The organism is Catellatospora sp. NPDC049111, assembly GCF_040648615.1.
In the GTDB taxonomy this organism is placed as follows: Bacteria; Actinomycetota; Actinomycetes; order Mycobacteriales; family Micromonosporaceae; genus Catellatospora; species Catellatospora aurea.
The window spans coordinates 94202-114235 of the sequence record NZ_JBEZEB010000020.1 but is presented as its reverse complement, the minus strand read 5'-3'; the positions used below and the strand labels follow the sequence as shown (position 1 = coordinate 114235).

The 20034-nt window shown below is 69.8% G+C and carries 11 protein-coding genes; 7 read left to right on the top strand and 4 right to left on the bottom strand.

Features of this window, described 5'->3' with window-relative positions:
- Positions 1 to 39 precede the first annotated feature (39 nt).
- Complete coding sequence (locus AB0B66_RS25295) at positions 40 to 11124, top strand: amino acid adenylation domain-containing protein (protein ID WP_360534467.1); 11085 nt, start codon at positions 40 to 42, stop codon at positions 11122 to 11124.
- A gap of 16 nt (positions 11125 to 11140) precedes the next feature.
- Positions 11141 to 12130: an LLM class flavin-dependent oxidoreductase gene (locus tag AB0B66_RS25290; protein WP_360534465.1), complete on the top strand. Its 990-nt coding sequence runs from the start codon at positions 11141 to 11143 to the stop codon at positions 12128 to 12130.
- A 30-nt stretch (positions 12131 to 12160) separates the two neighbouring features.
- On the opposite strand, the gene AB0B66_RS25285 is transcribed toward AB0B66_RS25290, so the two are convergent.
- Entirely contained in the window at positions 12161 to 12724 is a 564-nt protein-coding gene (locus AB0B66_RS25285) for a GNAT family N-acetyltransferase (RefSeq protein ID WP_360534463.1), read from the bottom strand.
- Positions 12725 to 12910: 186 nt separating this feature from the next.
- Here AB0B66_RS25285 and AB0B66_RS25280 point away from each other — a divergent pair, with 186 nt between their 5' ends.
- On the top strand, positions 12911 to 13138 hold the full coding sequence (locus tag AB0B66_RS25280; RefSeq protein ID WP_360534461.1) for a hypothetical protein: 228 nt from the start codon (positions 12911 to 12913) through the stop codon (positions 13136 to 13138).
- 94 nt (positions 13139 to 13232) lie between these two features.
- Positions 13233 to 13718, top strand: a complete 486-nt coding sequence (locus tag AB0B66_RS25275; RefSeq protein WP_360534459.1) for a histidine triad (HIT) protein — start codon at positions 13233 to 13235, stop codon at positions 13716 to 13718.
- Positions 13719 to 13737: 19 nt separating this feature from the next.
- Here the strand turns inward: AB0B66_RS25275 and AB0B66_RS25270 are convergent, their stop codons facing one another.
- A complete protein-coding gene (locus AB0B66_RS25270; protein WP_360534457.1) occupies positions 13738 to 14496 on the bottom strand; it encodes an LLM class F420-dependent oxidoreductase in 759 nt (252 codons plus the stop codon).
- Positions 14497 to 14742: 246 nt separating this feature from the next.
- Here AB0B66_RS25270 and AB0B66_RS25265 point away from each other — a divergent pair, with 246 nt between their 5' ends.
- Together AB0B66_RS25265 and AB0B66_RS25260 are read left to right on the top strand one after the other, a co-directional pair.
- Positions 14743 to 15978, top strand: coding sequence for a cytochrome P450 (locus AB0B66_RS25265; protein ID WP_360534455.1), 1236 nt, complete (start codon positions 14743 to 14745; stop codon positions 15976 to 15978).
- A gap of 142 nt (positions 15979 to 16120) precedes the next feature.
- Positions 16121 to 16819, top strand: a complete 699-nt coding sequence (locus tag AB0B66_RS25260; protein ID WP_360534453.1) for a DUF899 domain-containing protein — start codon at positions 16121 to 16123, stop codon at positions 16817 to 16819.
- A gap of 74 nt (positions 16820 to 16893) precedes the next feature.
- On the opposite strand, the gene AB0B66_RS25255 is transcribed toward AB0B66_RS25260, so the two are convergent.
- Positions 16894 to 17733 (bottom strand): NAD-dependent epimerase/dehydratase family protein, encoded by an 840-nt coding sequence (locus tag AB0B66_RS25255; protein WP_360534451.1) that lies wholly within the window; start codon positions 17731 to 17733, stop codon positions 16894 to 16896.
- A gap of 38 nt (positions 17734 to 17771) precedes the next feature.
- The gene (locus AB0B66_RS25250; protein WP_360534449.1) at positions 17772 to 18518 is read right to left on the bottom strand and encodes an SDR family oxidoreductase; all 747 of its coding nucleotides are present in this window, start codon (positions 18516 to 18518) and stop codon (positions 17772 to 17774) included.
- Positions 18519 to 18790: 272 nt separating this feature from the next.
- Here AB0B66_RS25250 and AB0B66_RS25245 point away from each other — a divergent pair, with 272 nt between their 5' ends.
- Positions 18791 to 19972 (top strand): acyl-CoA dehydrogenase, encoded by a 1182-nt coding sequence (locus tag AB0B66_RS25245; RefSeq protein WP_360534447.1) that lies wholly within the window; start codon positions 18791 to 18793, stop codon positions 19970 to 19972.
- Positions 19973 to 20034: the final 62 nt, after the last annotated feature.

The window sequence follows — 20034 nt, the reverse complement described above, 5'->3', positions numbered from 1 at the left end:
CATTCCGCCGACCCCACCGCCTCTGCGTAGCGCGTACCCATGAAGGAGCCCGCCATGTTCGACGACTGCAACACCGACACCGCCTCCGCGCAGTCACTGGCCGGCCTGTTCGAGGCAAGGGCGCGCAAGTCCCCGGAGGCGGTGGCGCTGGCGGACGGGCGGCAGGAGTTGACGTTCGCTGAACTGAACGCACGCGCCAACCGGCTCGCCCGGTATCTGGTGTCGCTGGGTGCGGGGCCGGGCCGGTTCGTGGGGGTGGCGCTGCCGCGGACCGTGGATGCGCTGGTCGCGGTGTTGGGGGTGGTGAAGTCCGGGGCTGCGTACGTGCCGGTGGATCCCCGGTGGCCGGCCGAGCGTGTGCAGTTGGTGCGTGACGAGGTCTTGCCGGTCGCCGTGCTGGACGACCCGGGCCTGTTCGGGCGGCTGGGGCAGTGGCCGGACAGTGATCTGGCGGTGCTGGTGGACGCCGACTGCCCCGCGTACGTGATCTACACGTCGGGTTCCACCGGCCGGCCGAAGGGCGTGCTGGTCACTCAGGGCAACGTCGTTAGCTTCCTTGCCTGGGTCGTGGGCGAGTTCCGCGACGGTGAGTTGTCCCGGGTGCTGGCCACGACGTCGCTGGGCTTCGACGTGTCGGTGTTCGAGGTGTTCGGCACGTGGGCGTCGGGCGGTTGCGTGGAGTTGGCGCGCGACGTGCTGGCGTTGGGCGAGCTGACCGCGACGTGGCCCGGAACGCTGATCTCGGCGGTCCCGTCGGCGTTGAGCCAGGTGCTGCTGGACGTGCCGGTCTTCGCGTCGGTGCGCGCGGTGGTCCTGGCCGGGGAGGCGCTGCCGCGCAGCGTGCTGGAGCGCGTCCACACCGTCTTCCCGTCGGCACGCGTGCTGAACCTGTACGGACCGACCGAGGCGACGGTGTACGCGACCGGTTGGCGTGCTGACGGCGGGACACCGTTGATCGGGTCGCCGATCGCGAACACGAGGGTGTTCGTGCTGGATGAGCGGTTGCGGTCGGTGCCGCCCGGGGTGGCTGGTGAGTTGTACATCGCCGGGGATGGTGTGGCGGCCGGTTATCTGGGGCGTCCGGATCTGACGTCGGTCCGGTTTGTGGCGTGTCCGTTCGGTGCTGGTGAGCGGATGTACCGGACCGGTGACGTGGTGCGTTGGACGCCCGACGGTCAGCTGGACTATCTCGGTCGGGCCGACGACCAGGTGAAGGTGCGCGGGTTCCGGATCGAGCTCGGCGAGATCGAGGCCGTGCTATCCGGGCACGGGTCCGTGGGCGCGGTGGCGGTGGTCGTGCGTGAGGATCGGCCCGGTGACCGGCGTCTGGTCGCCTACGTCGTCGGGTCGGGTGCGACGGCCGTCGACGCCGCAGGGCTGCGCCGGTACGCCGCGACTCGGCTACCGGAGTACATGGTGCCGGCGGCGGTCGTCGTGCTCGACCGGCTTCCCCTCAACGCCAACGGCAAACTCGACCGTAAAGCCCTGCCCGCACCCGTGTTCGACGGATCCGTCGAACACGGACCGGTCACCGCGCAGCAGAAGACCGTGATCGGACTGTTCGCCGATGTCCTGGGCGTCGACCACGTGGGCCTCGCCGACGACTTCTTCGACCTCGGCGGCGACTCCCTGCTCGCCACGCGGTTGATCTCACGAGTGCGTGCGACGCTGGGGGTGGAGCTGGGGATTCGGGCGTTGTTCGACGCTCCGACCGTGGCAGCACTCTGCGGCGTGCTCGACGGTCTCGGCGCGGCACGCCCGGCGCTGACCCCGGTGGTGCCTCGCCCGGAGCCGCTGCCGCTGTCGTTCGCACAGCAGCGGCTGTGGTTCGTTGATCAGTTCGAAGGACACAACGCCGCCTACACCGAACCGTACGCGTGGCGGCTGCACGGTCCCGTCGACCGAGATGCCCTGCGTGCGGCGCTCGGCGACGTCGTCGACCGGCACGAGGCGTTGCGCACGGTGTTCCGGGTCGTGGCCGGGGAGCCGCACCAGGAGATCCTCGACGTCGGCGCGGCACCGGTGCTCGAAGAGGCCAGAATCGCCGAGGGCGACCTGGCGGCAGTGCTGGCCGCCGCCACCGGGTACGTCTTCGACATCTCCGCCGAGCTGCCCGTCCGGGCATGGCTGTTCGAACTCGGGCCCGATGAGTTTGTCCTGCTCCTGCTGACGCACCACATCGCCAGCGACGGCTGGTCGCTCGGTCCGCTGACACGCGAGCTGTCGCAGGCGTACGCGTCACGCCTGTCCGATACCGCCCCCGACTGGTCGCCGCTGCCCGTCCAGTACGCCGACTACGCGATCTGGCAGCGGGAACTGCTCGGCGACGAATCGGATGGCGGCCTCGCCGGGAAGCAGCTGCAGTTCTGGCGTGATGCCCTGGCCGGGCTGCCCGAGGAACTGGCGCTTCCATACGATCACGTGCGACCGCCGGTGGCCTCGTATCGCGGCGGCGACGTGCGGTTCGAACTCGGCCGCGACCTGCACCGCCGGCTGACGAATCTGGCACGCGAACATCAGTCGACCGTGTTCATGGTCGTACACGCCACCTTGGCCGCGATGCTGAGCAAGGTCGGCGGCGGTGTGGACATCCCGATCGGGACGCCGGTGGCCGGACGATCCGACGAGGCGGTACACGACCTGATCGGGTTCTTCGTCAACACGGTGGTCCTGCGCGCAGACCTGTCAGGCAACCCCACGTTCGCCGAACTGCTCGGGCGGGTGCGGGAGACGGACCTGGGGGCGTTCGCGCATCAGGAGGTGCCGTTCGAGCGGCTGGTCGAAGTGCTCAACCCCGTCCGCTCCACCGCCCGCCACCCGCTGTTCCAGGTCATGCTCGCCTTCGATGGGGGAGAAGACCTCGGAAACTGGCATTTGCCCGGCACCCGCGCCCAGGCCGAACCGCTGCCGACCGGAGCCGCCAAATTCGACCTGCTCTGGAACTTCGAGCAACGCCACGACGCCGACGGCGAACCGCTCGGCATCGGCGTGAAGCTCGACTTCGCGCTCGACGTGTTCGACGAGCCCACGGCGCGATCGCTGGCGACATGGTTCACCCGACTGCTCGACCAGTTCGTCGAACGCGCCGATGCCCGCCTCGCGGACATGGCTCTGCTGTCCGAGGCCGAACGCCACCGAATCGTCGAGGAATGGAACGACACCTCGCACCCGGTCTCCTTCGAGCCGCTGGCCGCGCTCTTCGAGGCCCAGGTGCGGCAGTCGCCGGACGCGGTGGCGCTCGTCCACGACAAGCAGGAGCTGACGTACGCCGAGCTGAACGCGAGGGCCAACCGCCTCGCCCGGCACCTGGCCGCTCAAGGCGCGGGGCCGGGACGGTTCGTGGCGCTGGCGCTGCCACGGACTGCCGACGTGATGGTGGCGCTGCTCGCGGTGCTGAAGGCGGGGGCGGGCTATGTGCCGGTGGATCCGCGGTGGCCCACCGAGCGCGTGCGCATCGTGCTCGACGAGGCCCGACCGGTCACCGTGCTGGACGACCTCGCCTCGATCGAGGGGTTGCAGCAGCAGCCGGACGAAGACCTCTCCGTCTCCGTCGACGCCGACACCCCCGCATATGCGATCTACACCTCCGGGTCGACGGGACGACCGAAAGGCGTGGTGGTCTCGCACGGCGGCGTCGTCAATCTGCTGTCGTGGGTACGGGCCGAGTTCGGCGCAGGCGAGATGTCCCGGGTGCTGGTGTCCACGTCGTTGAGCTTCGACGTGTCAGTGTTCGAGGTCTTCGGCACCTGGGCCTCGGGCGGCTGCGTCGAGCTGGCGCGCGATGTGCTGGCGCTGGGTGAACTGCCTGCGACGTGGCCTGGAACGCTGGTCTCGGCGGTCCCGTCCGCGTTGAGCCAGGCGCTGGCGAACGCGCCGGCCTTCGCGTCGGTGCGGGTCGTGGTGCTGGCCGGTGAGGCGGTCCTCGCCGGTGTGCTGGAACGAGTCCGGTCGGTGTTTCCGTCGGCACGGGTGGTCAACCTGTACGGGCCGACCGAGGCGACGGTGTACGCGACCGGATGGCGTGCTGACGGTGGAACACCGTTGATCGGGTCGCCGATCGCGAACACGAGGGTCTTCGTGCTGGACGCGCGGTTGCGGCCGGTGCCGCCCGGGGTGGCCGGTGAGCTGTACATCGCCGGGGATGGTGTGGCGGCCGGTTATCTGGGGCGCCCGGATCTGACGTCGGTGCGGTTTGTGGCGTGTCCGTTCGGTGCTGGTGAGCGGATGTACCGCACCGGTGACGTGGTGCGCTGGACGCCCGACGGTCAGCTCGACTACCTCGGCCGGGCCGACGACCAGGTGAAGGTGCGAGGGTTCCGGATCGAGCTCGGCGAGATCGAGGCCGTGCTATCCGGGCACGGGTCCGTGGGCGCGGTGGCGGTGGTCGTGCGTGAGGATCGGCCCGGTGACCGGCGTCTGGTCGCCTACGCCGTCGGGTCGGGTGCGACGGCCGTCGACGCCGCAGGGCTGCGCCGGTACGCCGCGACCCGGCTGCCGGAGTACATGGTGCCCGCGGCGGTCGTCGTGCTCGACCGGCTTCCCCTCAACGCCAACGGCAAGCTCGATCGCAGGGCGTTGCCTGCGCCGCAGTATGCGGTCGGTGAGGCGGGCGGGCCGTTGTCGGCGCGTGAGGAGATCCTGTGTGGTCTGTTCGCGCAGGTGCTGGGTGTCGACAGGGTGGGTGTCGACGACAACTTCTTCGATCTGGGTGGTCATTCGCTGCTGGCGACGCGTCTGATCGCGCGGGTGCGTGCGGTGCTCGGGGTGGAGTTGGGGATTCGGGCGTTGTTCGAGTCGCCGACGGTGTCGGGTCTGTGCCGGGTGCTCGATGATTCCGGTGTGGCGCGTCCGGCGCTGGTGGCGGTGGGGTCGCGACCGGAGCGGTTGCCGTTGTCGTTCGCGCAGCAGCGGTTGTGGTTCGTGGACCAGATGGACGGCGGTAGCGCGGTCTACAACGTGCCGTTGGCGCTGCGGCTGCGCGGCGGGCTGGACCGGGCCGCGCTGCGTGCTGCGCTGAGCGATGTGGTCGACCGTCACGAAGTGTTGCGCACGCTGCTGCCGGCCGTGGACGGGCAGCCGTACCAGGAGATTCTCGGCACCGGTGTGGTGCCGGTCCTGGAAGAGGTCTCCATCGGCGAAGACGACCTGGCTGCGGGTCTGTCGGCAGCGGCAGGGCACATCTTCGACCTGTCGGCCGAGGTGCCGATCCGGGCATGGTTGTTCGACCTCGGACCTGACGAGTGCGTCTTACTGCTGTTGACGCACCACATCGCCAGCGACGGCTGGTCGTCCGGTCCGCTGCTGCGCGACCTGTCACAGGCCTACGCGTCACGCCTGTCCGATAGGGCCCCCGACTGGTCACCGCTGCCCGTCCAGTACCCCGACTACGCCATCTGGCAGCGAGAACTGCTCGGCGACGAATCGGATGGCAGCCTTGCGGGCGGGCAACTGCGGTTCTGGCGTGGGGCGCTGGCCGGAGTACCTGAGGAACTTGCTCTGCCCTACGACCGTGCGCGGCTCGCCACGCCGTCGTATCGGGGTGGGGAGGTGCGGTTCGAGGTCGGCGCTGACCTGCATCGTCGTCTGGTGGACGTGGCTCGTGAGCATCAGGTGACGGTGTTCATGGTGGTGCAGGCGGCGCTGGCACTGGCGCTGTCACGTTCGGGTGCGGGCGCCGACATTCCGATCGGGACGCCGGTGGCGGGTCGGCTGGACGAGGCGGTGCACGAACTGGTCGGGTTCTTCGTCAACACCCTGGTGTTGCGGACCGACGTGTCGGGCGATCCGACGTTCGCCGAACTGCTCGCCCGGGTGCGTGAGGCCGACCTCGCGGCGTTCGCGCACCAGGACGTGCCGTTCGAGCGCTTGGTCGAAGTGCTCAACCCCGCCCGCTCGACCGCCCGCCACCCGCTGTTCCAGGTCATGCTGGCCGTCGAGCCCGAAAACGCGGGCCAGTGCGACCTGAAGGGAGTCGAAGCCACCGAGGTACGGCTGGTGGCCGACGTGGCCAAGTTCGACCTCACCGTCAACCTCAAGCAGAGCTCCAGCGGCGACGGCACAACGGCCGGTATCGACGGCTCGCTCGAATACGCACTGGACCTGTTCGACCCCGACACCGCCCGAGCGCTCGTCGACCGCGTGCTACGGGTCCTGCACCATGGCCTGTCCGCACCCGGCGACCCGATCGGCACCCTGGAAGTCCTGGCCACGCACGAGCGGGAACTTCTGCTCCACCGGTGGAACGACACCTCGCACACGGTTCCCGCCGACACCCTGCCGGCACTCTTCGAAGCCCAGGTACGGGCAACCCCCGCCGCGGTGGCCGTCGTCCACGAGGGCGAACAGATCACCTTCGCCGAACTGAACACGCAGGCCAACCGCCTCGCTCGGCATCTGGTGTCCCTCGGCGCAAGGCCCGAGCGGTTCGTGGCCGTGGCGCTGCCCAGGTCGTTCGACCTCGTCGTCGCCATACTCGCCGTGTTCAAGACAGGTGCGGCCTACGTGCCGGTCGACCCGGAGTACCCGGCCGACCGGATCTTGTTGATGCTCGACGATGTCCGCCCGGAACTGCTGATCACCACCGCTGTCGTCGCCGCTCTGCCCGGACCGGACGGTCCGCAGGTGCTCGTCATCGGCGATGACCGGGAATACAAGGCGCTCGCCGACGATGATCTCGATGCGACGCGAGGGCTCGACGCCGCTCGGCTTCCCGCCTGCGTGATCTACACCTCCGGCTCGACGGGCACGCCCAAGGGCGTCGTCGTCACGCACCGCGGCATCGTCAACCACATCTTCTGGCTCCAGGCCGAATACCGGCTCACCGCCGCGGACCGGGTTCTGCAGAAGGCACCGATCACGTTCGACGTCTCGGTGTGGGAGCTGCTCCTGCCGCTCGTTACCGGCGCGACGATGGTGCTGGCGCGCCCCGGCGGCCACCGCGACGCCGCGTATCTCGCCGACCTGATCCGTCGGGAGCACGTGACCGCGGCCGAGTTCGTGCCCTCGCTGCTGCGGATGTTCGTGGACGAGCCGGGCGCAGCGTCGTGCACGTCGTTGCGTCAGCTGGTCAGCGGTGGCGAGGAACTCTCGCGGGACCTGCGCGACCAGGCCCTCGCCGTGCTCCCGGGCGTGCACCTGCACAACACGTACGGGCCGACCGAGACGACGATCGGTGTGACGTCGGGCGAATGCGTCCACGGCGCGGCGGGCGCACTCGTTCCGATCGGCCGGCCCAACTGGAACACCCGCCTGTTCGTGCTGGACGCGCGGTTGCGGCCGGTGCCGCCCGGGGTGGCCGGCGAGCTGTACGTCGCCGGGGATGGTGTGGCTGCCGGTTATCTGGGTCGTCCGGATCTGACGTCGGCCAGGTTTGTGGCGTGCCCGTTCGGTGCCGGTGAGCGGATGTATCGGACCGGTGATGTGGTGCGCTGGACGTCGGATGGTCAGCTGGACTATCTGGGCCGGGCCGATGACCAGGTGAAGGTGCGTGGGTTCCGGATCGAACTCGGCGAGATCGAAGCCACGTTGTCCGGGCACGAGTCGGTCGACCAGGCGGCGGTGATCGTGCGCGAGGACCAGCCAGGCGACCGCCGCCTGGTCGCCTACGTCGTCTCGTCGGCTGACGTCAGAGCGGATGCTGCGGTGTTGCGTCGACACACCGCGACTCGCCTGCCCGAGTACATGGTTCCCTCCGCCGTGGTCCTCATGGACGCTCTGCCGCTCAACGCCAACGGCAAGCTCGATCGCAGGGCGTTGCCTGCGCCGCAGTATGCGGTCGGTGAGGCGGGCGGGCCGTTGTCGGCGCGTGAGGAGATCCTGTGTGGTCTGTTCGCGCAGGTGCTGGGTGTCGACAGGGTGGGTGTCGACGACAACTTCTTCGATCTGGGTGGTCATTCGCTGCTGGCGACGCGTCTGATCGCGCGGGTGCGTGCGGTGCTCGGGGTGGAGTTGGGGATTCGGGCGTTGTTCGAGTCGCCGACGGTGTCGGGTCTGTGCCGGGTGCTCGATGATTCCGGTGTGGCGCGTCCGGCGCTGGTGGCGGTGGGGTCGCGACCGGAGCGGTTGCCGTTGTCGTTCGCGCAGCAGCGGTTGTGGTTCGTGGACCAGATGGACGGCGGTAGCGCGGTCTACAACGTGCCGTCGGCGCTGCGGCTGCATGGCAGGCTGAACCGGGCTGCATTGCGTGCGGCGCTGGGCGACGTGGTCGACCGCCACGAAGCGTTGCGCACTGTGCTCCCCGTGGTGGACGGGCGGCCGTACCAGCTATTTCTCGATGCCGGCACGGCACCGGTCCTGGAAGAGGTCTCGATCGCTGAGAGCGACCTGGCCGCGGGTCTGTCGGGGGCTGCGGGGTACGTGTTCGACCTGTCGGCCGAGGTGCCGATCAGGGCGTGGCTGTTCGACCTCGGACCCGACGAGTGCGTCCTGCTGCTGCTGACGCACCACATCGCCAGCGACGGCTGGTCGCTCGGTCCGCTGCTGCGCGACCTGTCACAGGCCTACGCGTCACGACTGGCCGGCTCTGCTCCGGACTGGTCGCCACTTGCCGTCCAATACGCCGACTACACCCTGTGGCAGCGGGACCTGCTCGGTGACGAGTCCGCCGGAAGTCCGGCCGGTGACCAGCTGCAGTTCTGGCGTGCGGCGCTCGCTGGGATACCCGAGGAACTTGCCCTGCCCTACGACCGTGCGCGGCCCGCCACGCCGTCGCATCGGGGTGGCGAAGTGGAGTTCGAGATCGGCGCTGACCTGTATCGACGGCTGGTGGACGTGGCACGCGAGCACCAGGTGACGGTGTTCATGGTGGTGCAGGCGGCGCTGGCACTGGCGCTGTCACGTTCCGGCGCAGGCACGGACATCCCGATCGGGACACCGGTGGCGGGCCGGCTGGACGAGGCGGTACACGACCTGGTCGGGTTCTTCGTCAACACCCTGGTGCTGCGGACCGACGTGTCAGGCAACCCCACATTCGCCGAACTGCTCGCCCGAGTGCGTGAGACCGACCTCGCCGCGTTCGCGCACCAAGACGTGCCGTTCGAGCGCCTGGTCGAAGTGCTCAACCCCGCCCGCTCCACCGCCCGCCACCCGCTGTTCCAGGTGACGCTGGCCGTCGAGCCCGAAACCGCGGGCCAGTGCGACCTGCCGGGAATCGAAGCCGGCGAGGTACGGCTGGTGGCCGACGTGGCCAAGTTCGACCTCACCCTCAACCTGAGGCAGCGCCCCTCCGGCGACGGCACGACGGCCGGTATCGACGGCTCGCTCGAATACGCGCTCGACCTGTTCGACCCCGACACCGCCCGTTCGTTGGCGCAGCGGTTCCGCTTGATCCTGGAGCAGGCCACCGCAGACCCCCTGAGGCCAGTCGCGGACCTGGAAATCCTGGACCAGGACGAAAGGGACCTGATACTCCGCCGGTGGAACGACGCTGCGCACACGGTGCCCTTCGAGCCGATGGCCGACCTGTTCGAGGCCCGGGTGGCCAAGTCCCCGGACGCGGTGGCGCTGGTGGACGGCCCGCAGGAACTGACGTTCGCTGAGCTGAACGCGCGGGCCAACCGGCTGGCCCGGTATCTGGTGTCCGTGGGCGCGGGGCCGGGCCGGTTCGTGGTCGTGATGCTGCCCCGGACCGTCGATGCGCTGGTCGCGGTGCTGGCGGTGGTGAAGTCCGGAGCAGCCTACGTGCCGGTGGATCCGCGGTGGCCGGCCGAGCGCGCGCGGTTGGTGCGTGACGAGGTCGAACCGGTCGCCGTACTGGACGACCCAGGACTCTTCGAACGACTGGGCCAACAGCCCGACGGTGACCTGGCGGTGCCGGTGGACGCCGACAGCCCCGCGTACGTGATCTACACCTCGGGTTCCACCGGCCGGCCGAAAGGTGTGCTGGTTTCACAGGGCAACGTCGTGAACTACCTGCACTGGGTCGTCGACGAGTTCGCCGGCGGCGAGCTGTCCCGGGTGCTGGCCGCGACGTCGCTGAGTTTCGACGTGTCGGTGTTCGAGGTCTTCGGCACCTGGGCGACGGGCGGCTGCGTGGAACTTGCGCGCGACGTGCTGGCGCTGGGGGAGCTGCCCGCGACGTGGCCCGGAACGCTGATCTCGGCAGTCCCGTCCGCGTTGAGCCAGGTGCTGTCGGACGTGCCGGTCTTCGCCTCGGTGCGCGCGGTGGTCCTGGCCGGGGAGGCGCTGCCGCGCGGCGTGCTGGACCGCGCCCGAACCGCGTTCCCGTCAGCACGCGTGCTGAACATGTACGGGCCCACCGAGGCGGCACACGCCAGCGCATGGCGCGCCACCGGTGACGGCACCCCGCTGATCGGATCGCCGCTGGCCAACGCACGCCTGTACGTGCTCGACGAGCGCCTGCGGCCGGTGCCCGTCGGGGTGGCCGGCGAGCTCTACATCGCTGGCCCGGGCGTGGCGGCCGGCTATCTGGGCCGCCCGGACCTGACCGCGGCCCGGTTCGTGGCCTGCCCGTTCGGCGCCGGCGAGCGGATGTACCGCACCGGTGACGTGGTGCGCTGGACGCCGGACGGCCAGCTCGACTACCTCGGCCGATCCGATGACCAGGTGAAACTGCGGGGGTTCCGGATCGAGCTCGGCGAGATCGAAGCCGTGCTGTCCGGCCACGGGGCGGTCGACCGGGCCGCGGTGGTCGTACGCGAAGACCGGCCCGGCGACCGCCGCCTGGTCGCCTACGTCGTCGGATCCGGCGCGACCGCCGTCGACGCCCCGGGGCTGCGCCGGTACGCCGCGACTCGGCTACCGGAGTACATGGTGCCCGCGGCGGTCGTCGTGCTCGACCGGCTTCCCCTCAACGCCAACGGCAAACTCGACCGCAGAACCCTGCCCGCACCGCAGTACGCAGGCAGCGAGGCGACCGGCCCGACGTCCGCGGTCGAGGCAGCCCTGTGCGAGCTCGTCGCGGAGATCGTCGGTGCGCAGCACGTCGGGATCGACGACGGGTTCTTCGACCTGGGAGGCCACTCCCTGCTCGCCGCCGTGCTCGTCGCGCGGATCGGTGAGCGCTTCGGCGTGCGGATCGGGCTGCGGGAATTCGTCGCGCAGCCGACTGTGCGCGCCGTCAACGAACGCATCGCCGCCCGTGCGGCCGAGTCGGCAGACGCCTGAAAGGCAGGGACACCACATGCTCACCGTCTACACGTCGTTTCCGACGGACCCGGATCTACCCCCGGAGGAGTACCGGCGCACCCTGCTGGACAAGTGCCGGTGGATCGAGGAGGCGGGCTGCCGGGGGGTGCTCGTGCACACCGACAACCGCAGCGTCGACCCGTGGTCGGCCGCCCAGTTCCTGCTGGAGAACACCGAACGCCTGGTGCCGCTGATCGCGGTCAACCCCGTGTACACCCACCCGTTCGCCGCGGCGCGCGCGATCGCCACGATCGGCTACCTGTACCACCGCCAGGTCGACCTGAACCTGGTCAGCGGCGGGTTCCCCAGCCATCTGAAGGAACTCGGCTGCCGTCTCGACCACGACGAGCGCTACGACCGGATCACCGAGTACGCGCAGATCATCACGCGCCTGCTGTCGGACGACGCGACGGTCTCCCACGCGGGCGAGCACTACACCGTCAAGGGCGCGATGCTCGGCATGCGGTTCGACCCCGAGCTGATGCCGAGGATCTACGTGTCCGGCGGGTCCGAGGCGAGCCTGGAAGCCAGGCGCCGGCTGGACGCGGGCTGGTTGACGTACCCCCGGCTGCTGGGCCGCTACGGCGACAGCGGCGTGCTCCAGGGCGGCGGGGTCCGCTTCGGGATCATCGCCCGTCCGACCTCCGAGGAGGCCTGGGCGCTCGCGCATGCCAGGTTCCCGCATGACGAGGACGGCGAGCAACTGCACGACTGGGTCGCGCAGCAGGCGGAGTCGCGCTGGCACCGCAACCTCGCCGACGACGTCCGGCGGACCGGAGTCCTCGACCAGGTCTACTGGCTCTACCCGTTCCGGGCGTACCACACCTTCTGCCCGTACCTGGTCGGTGACTACGACGAGGTCGCCGCCGCCCTCGCCGAGTACTTCAACGCGGGCGTGAACACCATCATCCTCAACACCCCGGAGGACCCTGAGGACCTGGACCACATCCTGTTCGCGCTCCGGCGGGCGCGCGCCGCGGTCTGAGCGGTATTCGGCCGCCGTACCTGCGCGAGATCATGCCGCGTGGCTGAAGCTCGTGATCTTTGAGTGCAGTTGCCAGCCGAGGCCCTCGTAGAGCGCGCGTCCTTCCTCTGTCCCATGGAGTACGGCGCTCACCGCCCCCTGGTCCATGGCCGCGGCGGTCAATGCGTTCATCACCGCTGTGCCCAGACCACGGCGCTGATGTGCGGGTTCGGTGCCGACCCGATCCACGACGGCGATACCGTCCACAACTGCGGTATACCCTGCCGCGACGACCTCGCCCTCGGCATGTACGCGCACGTTGATGACGCCCGCGTCGACCGTGATGCTGAGCTCGTACCCGGCAGGGACGCTCGACGGCATCCGCCGCAGCGCGGTCGTCATGATCGGCTCCGGCGGCGTGCTCGGCCAGGCCGGCCCGAGCAGGGCCGCTGCCGCATCTTCGGCGGCGACGACGATGACCACCCCGTGCGGGGCGGGCGCGTCATCCGCCGCGCTGCGTACCGCGTCGAGGTCGTCGCGAAACACCAGACAGCGGGCGCGGGTCTTCGGCCGGACCTCGTCGATCCGCAGGCCCCACGCGGTCTCGACGGGCACGGAGTTGCGTCTGACCGCGGCCAAACCCTTTGCCCAACTGCGGAGTACGCCTGTTACTTCATCGGAGATCATCCGCAGGAGACTACGCGTAGGCCAGTGGGCCGCCGCCACCGACTTTCACGGACCTCGCCTGACTCGACCACTATGCCGGTCGACACGCGACCGGCTGAGATGCAACATGAGTGCATGCAGCTGTCCGGAGACCGAATCGTCGCCCCGAGAAACCTCATGATCCGCGAGATCATGGTCACCCGCAGCTGCCTGACCATCACCCTTGAGGAAGCGCTGTTCCTGCGCCAAGGCGAGACGTTGTGGCTGGACGGCTCGGAGCCCGTCGTGGAACGACTCGACGGCACCACGGTGCGCCCCCGTTCCGGCTCGGCGGCGGTCAACCGGAGCTTCCGACTTCTCTGACGCTTGGGCCAGAGCCGGCCGACCCGCACATCCACGCGGGCTGGCTTGGACCGCCAGGTCGGCGAGTTGCGCTCGGGGACGCTACCGTGCGGGCATGGTATCGGCCGGGGGACCGCAGCTGGACTGCATGATCTGCGACAAGCATCGGAGCGACGGGCCCTTGGTCGGGCCGACCGTCTGGGAGGACGAGCACTTGGTGATCTCCCACCGTCCTGTGGGGGAGGACGGCACGACCGTGCTCGGCTACCTGTTCGTGGAGAGCCGCCGCCACGTGCCCTACCTGGCCGACCTCACGGACAGCGAGGCTGAGGCGATCGGCCGTGCGGTTCGACGAGCAGCGCTGGGATTGCGGACGGAGTTGGCGGCGGACTTCGTGTTCGCCGCGATCGCCGGGATGAGTCACGCGCACTTCCATCAACATGTGTTCGTCCGCCATACCGGCACACCAGCCGAGTACGGCTGGATGTCCGGCGATCAATGGCCCGATGCGCCCCGCGGCACGACAGCGGCGGTGGTGGGACTGTGCAGCAGGCTGCGGCCCTACCTCGACGAAGGCTCGACTCCGGAACGAACCTCATGAGCGGACGTCGAGGCAGGACCTAGTCCTTGGCGTGGTCGAGCAGCCGTTGCACGTCCTTCACGTCGAACGGCGGGTCCCAGCCCAGGATGATGTGCGTGGCCCCGGCGGCCAGGTAGGCCTCGTGGCCGTCGATCTCGTCGGGTCCGATCATCGTCGTGCGCTCGATCTCGGCCGGGTCGCGCCCCACCTTCGCGCACCACTGGTCGAGCACCGCGTTCTTGTGCGCGAAGCGCTCGGGCGAGCCGAAGTCGTTCCACATGTCGGCTCGCTCGGCGACGATACGCAGCGTCACCTTCTCGCCGCCGCCGCCGATCAGCAGCGGGATCGCCGGCGCGGGCGGGTTGAGCCGCGGCAGCCGCTGCTGGATGCGCCGGGTGGCCGCCTCCAGACCGTGCAACCGGCCGGGGGCGGTGCCGAACTCGTACCCGAACTCGGTGTAGTCGCGTTCGAACCATCCCGCGCCGAGCCCGACCACCAGGCGTCCGCCGCTGAGCTGGTCGACGGTGCCGGCCATCGCGGCGACCAGGTCCGGATTGCGGTAGCCGTGGCAGCTGACCAGGGGACCGAACTGGACCCGGTTGGTGTCGGCGGCGATCGCGGCGAGCATCGTCCAGCATTCGTAGTGCGCGCCGTCGGGGTCGCCGTAGAGCGGGTAGAAGTGGTCCCAGTTCCAGACCGAGTCCACCCCCAGGTCCTCGGCCGCCTGCCATGCCTCTCGCAGCTGCTCCATCGAGCAGTGCTGCGGCCTGATCTGCACCCCGACCTTGAACCTGGCCATGCGCTCCACCTCCACCGGGCAGCCGTCGCCGAACAGGTCCGTTCAGCCGTTACAGTGTCCATTCCACACCGGGTTCCGGCATCTTCCGAAATGCTTTTCCGGGACCGTCGGCAAAGGCCTTGCGGCACGTTGGAAGAAGTGTTTGAGAAGCGCTGTGGATACGCTCGTACAAGCGCCGTGAATGATCGGCGTCATCGGTGCGTAGGAGTGCCGGTGTACATATCTCCCATTCTGTGGAGGCCCGCGATGGGTAAATGTCCGATCGTGCTGGACCGGACCGGTAAAGACATCCACGCCGAGGCGGCCCGGATCCGGGCCGAAGGGCCGGTGACCCGGGTAGAGGTGCCCGGTGGTTACCTGGCCTGGTCGGTGACCAACTACACGGTGGGCAGGCAGATCCTGGCCGACCCGCGATTCTCCAAGAACGCCAGGGAGCACTGGCCGGCGCTGATCAACGGCGAGGTTCCGCCGGACTGGGAGCTCATCACCTGGGTGATGATGGACAACGTCACGACCCGTGAGGGCGCCGACCACGACCGCCTGCGCAAGCTGGTCGCGCACGCGTTCGCTCCCCGGCAGGTGGAGGCCGCCCGCGGCCACATCGAGAAGCTGGTGGCGGGCCTGCTCGACGACCTGGAGCGGGTGCCGCCCGGCGAGGTCGTGGACATCAAAGGCCAGTTCACCTACCTGCTGACCGCACTTGTCATCTGCGACCTGTTCGGGGTGCCGCCGCAGGCACGCGACCGGATGCTGCAGGGCGCGGTCACCAACAGCAAGACGACCAACACGCGCGAGGAGTCCGGGGCCAACCTGCACCAGTGGCATGAGGCCATGGAGGAACTCGTCGCGGAGAAGAAGGCCAACCCGGGCACGGACCTCACCAGCGTGCTGGTCCAGGCCAAGGAAGACGGCTCGATGATGACCAACGACGAGCTGGTGGGCACGCTGCACGTCATGCTCGGCGCCGGCTCGGAGACGCTGGGCAATGTGATGTCCCACCTCGTCGTCGACCTGCTGGAGAACCCGCAGCAGTTGGAGCTGGTTCGCAGCGGGCAGTACACCTGGCAGGACGCGTTCAACGAGGCGTTGCGCAAGGATGCGGCCATCGCGCAGCTGCCGTTCCGCTACGCCACCGAGGACGCCGAGGTCGCCGGCGTGCAGATCACCAAGGGGGACCTGGTGCTGATCGCCTACGCCGGCATCGGCCGTGACCCCGAGCTGCACGGCGAGACCGCGGACCAGTTCGACCTCACCCGCGCCGACAAGACCAACCTGGCCTTCGGCCACGGCCCGCACTACTGCCTGGGCCGGTCGCTTGCCACCATGCAGGCGATGATCGCCATGCCGGCGCTGTTCGAGCGCTTCCCCAACATGCGGCTGGCCGTTCCGGTGTCCGAGATTCCGCCACAGGGCACCTTCATCATGAACGGCTACGGCAGCGTCCCGGTGTACCTCAACGCTCCGGTGCCCGCGCTCGCCTGACCGCCGCCACCGCGCCCCGGCCCCCCCGCCAGGTGCCGGGGCGCAACCATGTGCGGGGTCGGGCCGATGTCGAGGGCGGGACCGCCGGCTCCGACTACCCCATGAAGGCGCCCGACAGGGCGACTCGTGGAGAGGAGCGGAAATGGTGCCACAGGTCGTTTCACCGCAGGAGTGGCTGGCGGCCCGCAAGGAGCTGCGCCACCGCGAAAGTGAGCTGCTCAAGGTCCGTGACGAGGTCAACGCCGCCCGCCTGCAGATGCCGGCCGTGGTGGTCGACAAGGAATACGTCTTCGAGGGACCGGCGGGCAAGGCGACGCTGATCGACCTGTTCGAGGGGCGCGGTCAGCTCATCGTGCAGCACTTCATGTTCGACCCGAGCTGGGACGAGGGCTGCCGGCACTGCTCGATGCTCAGCGACGGCATCGGCGACACCTCGCACCTGCACGCCCTGGACACGACGCTGGCCATCGTGTCGCGCGCGCCGTACTCGAAGATCGGCCCCTTCCACCAGCGCATGGGCTGGCAGGTGCCGTGGTATTCGTCCTACGACAGCATGTTCAACTACGACTACCACGCCACGCTCGACAGGTCGATCACCCCGGTGGAGTACGACTATCAGGACGAGGAAACGCTCGCCGCGCACGGCAACTGGTTCACCGAGGGCGAGGCCGGCGGCATGAGCGTCTTCGTGCGCGACGGAGACCGTGTGCTGCACACCTACTCGTGCTACGGCGACGGCATCGACGTGTTCCACAACACGTTCAACTTCCTGGACCTGACGCCGAGTGGCCGCCCGGCCGAGCGGCCGTGGCTGCGCCACCACGACCGCTACCGGCGGTAGCCGCTGTCCGGGGGGTGAGCCAGTACACGTGTACGCCGCCACCGACGGTGGCGGCGTACACGTGCCGGAGTGGGCTAACCGGCGACGGCGGCCCGGTAGTAGTCGAGCACGGACGGGTGGACCGGCTTCCAGCCCAGCTCCCGGCGGGTCTTGTCGGCGCTGACGATGTGGTCCATCAGGTACAGCTCTTCGATGACCCGGATCTCCTCGGGACACTCGCGGTCGGCCGGCCAGCACACCGCGTGACCGCCCGCGACGGCCGCGACCAGCTCGTCTATGGCGACGTTGTCGGTGACGGCGTTCCAGGCCGTGCCCGGTGCGGCCTGCTGCGCGACGAGGACGTACAGGTCGGCCAGGTCCTCGACGTGCACGGCCGGCCAGTGGATGCCGCGGCGGCCCAGGTACACCCCGGCCCCGACGCGCTCCTGAAGCGGCACCAGCATGTCCTGCACCACGCCACCGCCGTTGCCGTAGATCAGGCCGGGCCGCACCAGCATGCCGCCACCGGCCAGGACACGCCGCTCCACGTCGGCGCGCCAGGCGACGACCGCGGGCGGGACGGGCACGGTGTCCTCGTGGGTCCGGCCCGGGCCGAGCACGTCCGCGCCGGACGTGTGGATCAGCCGGGCGCCGGTGTCCATGATCGCCTCAGCGCCGACGCTCTCCAGATCGCCTTCGATCCGGCCGACCTGCACCACGATGTCGAACCCCCGGGCAGCGGCCGCCAGCGAGGGCGGGTCGGCCAGGTCGCCCGGCACCGGGCGGTACTCCGGTGGAACCGGCTTGCCGCCGGGACGCTGCAGGGCGGCGACCCGGTATCCGGCTCGGGCCAGCGCGGCGGCCGCGTAGCCGCCCGCGTAGCCCGTCGCGCCGATGACCAGGACATCGGTCTCGTGCGGATCCTTGAAGTCCACGGTGTCTCCGTTCTGTAGAGGGCCGGCCGGATCGCGGTTCACCGCACCGGTTGCAGGCCCTGGCCGGTGAGCAGGTAGGCAGGGGCGTCACCGGCGGCGGTCCCCGCCGCCAGGCGCCGCAGCGCGGCCCCGGCGAGCTGCGGGGTCAACGCGGGGCCGAGCCGGGTCTGGAACTCCTCGACGCTGATCCCGGCCCGCTCGGCGTACGCCTCGACGGCGGGCCGGCCCAGCGCGGTCTCGCCGGTGAGCTGCGGCAGCACCGTCGTGACGGTGAGACCGAGACCGGCGCGCGCCGACTCCTCGGCGGCGTAGTCGGCCAGGAACCGCACGGTGGCCTTCGCTCCGGCGTAACCGCCGCTGATCGGCGAGCCGCGCAGCGCGGCGCCGCTGCTGACGACGATGACGCGGCTGCCGGGCCGCAGCGGCCGCAGCAGTGCCTCGCGCAGCCACGTGTAGGCGATGCGCACGTCGCTGTGCCAGTTGACGGAGAACGTCTCCCAGGTCTGGTGGGTCAGCGGCCGCAGCACCGGCTGCGCCCCCGCGACCAGCACCAGCACGTCAGGATCGTGGCGTTTGAGCAGGTCGGCGGCGCGCCCGGGATCGGCGGCGTCGGCGGCCTCCACGGTCAGCTCCGGCCGCTGCCCGGCGAGCGCACGCAGCGAGGAGGTTTCGCGGGCGAGCGCGATCACCCGCGCCCCGGCGTCGAGGAAGGCGTCGACGGCGCCACGGCCCAGGCCGCGGCTGGCGCCGACGACGAACACGGTCTGTCCAGACAGGTCTTCCATGGAATGTCGCCTCGCCATTTCGCATACGGGATCCGCTATCGGCCACGCCCACTCTACGCAGCGGTCCGTGCGATTCTTCTTCCATATTGCGCACTGTCGTCATGCGCTTTCGAACCCCTTTTCCGGCCTGTGTCGGCCCGCTAGCGTGGCATTCGCCCCGGGCGCTCGGAGTTGCTGTTCGCAGGCCCGGAACGACACGCCTTGCGCGCTTTCGCATTGCTGCGGCGAATGACCTTCGCGAGCGAAATCGCCATGCCCAGGAGGAGGAATCCGTGCAAGCGACTCAAGCACCACAGCGCACCGAACTGGCCCGGCGGGCGGCGGATCTCGTGCCGCTGCTGCGCAAGAACAGCCTCTGGCAGGAACAGAACCGCCGCCTGTCCGACGAGAGCGTCGAGGCGATGACGGCGGCCGGGATCTTCCGGATGCGCACCCCGGCCCGCTACGGCGGTTACGAGTCCGACGCGCACACGATGGTCGACGTCGGCATCGAACTGGGCCGCGGCGACGGTGCATGCGCCTTCGACGTCGCCGCCTGGTGGATCACGTCGTGGAACGTCGGGCTGTTCCCCGACGAGGTGCAGGACGAGGTCTTCGCCGACCCCGACACGCGTATCGCCGGCACGTTGGCGCTCAACGGCACCGGCGTCGCACGGCCCGGCGGCCTCGTCGTCAACGGGCAGTGGGCCTTCAACAGCGGCGCCGCGCACAGCAAGTACAAACTGCTGTCCACCCTGATGATCCCGGCCGAGGGCGCCCCGGAGCCCGTGATGGCCGTGGTGCCGATGAAGTCACTGCGGCTCATCGACGACTGGGAGGTCTCCGCACTGTCGGGCACGGGCAGCGTGTCGGCCGCGGCCGAGGACCTGTTCGTGCCGATGTCGCACGTCATGCGCATCGCCGCGTTCACTGCGGGGGAGTACGGCTCGAAGCTCAACATCGACCTGCCGATGTTCCGCGCCCCGCTGGTCGGCGCGGTGGCCGCGTCGACCGCGGGCAAGATGATCGGCATGGCCCGCGCGGCCTCCGAGCACTTCTACGACCGCATCAACCGCCGCCCGATCGCCAACACCACCTACGAGCGGCAGGCCGACGCGCCGATCACCCACCTGCAGGCGGCCGACGCGGCCCTCAAGATCGACGAGGCGGAGGGGCACGCCCGGCGCATCGCGACGATGGTGGACGAGAAAGGCCTGACCGGGCAGGAGTGGACGCTGCAGGAGCGGGCGTTCGCGCGCGCGGTCGGCGGCCGGGTGCCGCAGCTGACTGCCGAGGCCGTCGACCTGCTCGCCGGCGGGTTGGGCGCGTCCTCGATCTACCTCAACGACCCGGTCCAGCGCATCCGCCGCGACGTGCGAGCGGTGACCCTGCATGCGCTGCACCTGCCCACCACCACGCTGGAGCTGTACGGCCGGGTGCTGTGCGGCCTGGAGCCCAACACCTTCTTCGTCTGAGCCACGACGCCAGCGGCGGGCGGCCGACCGGCAGGCGCACCACCAGCAGCACCCCGGGGGCC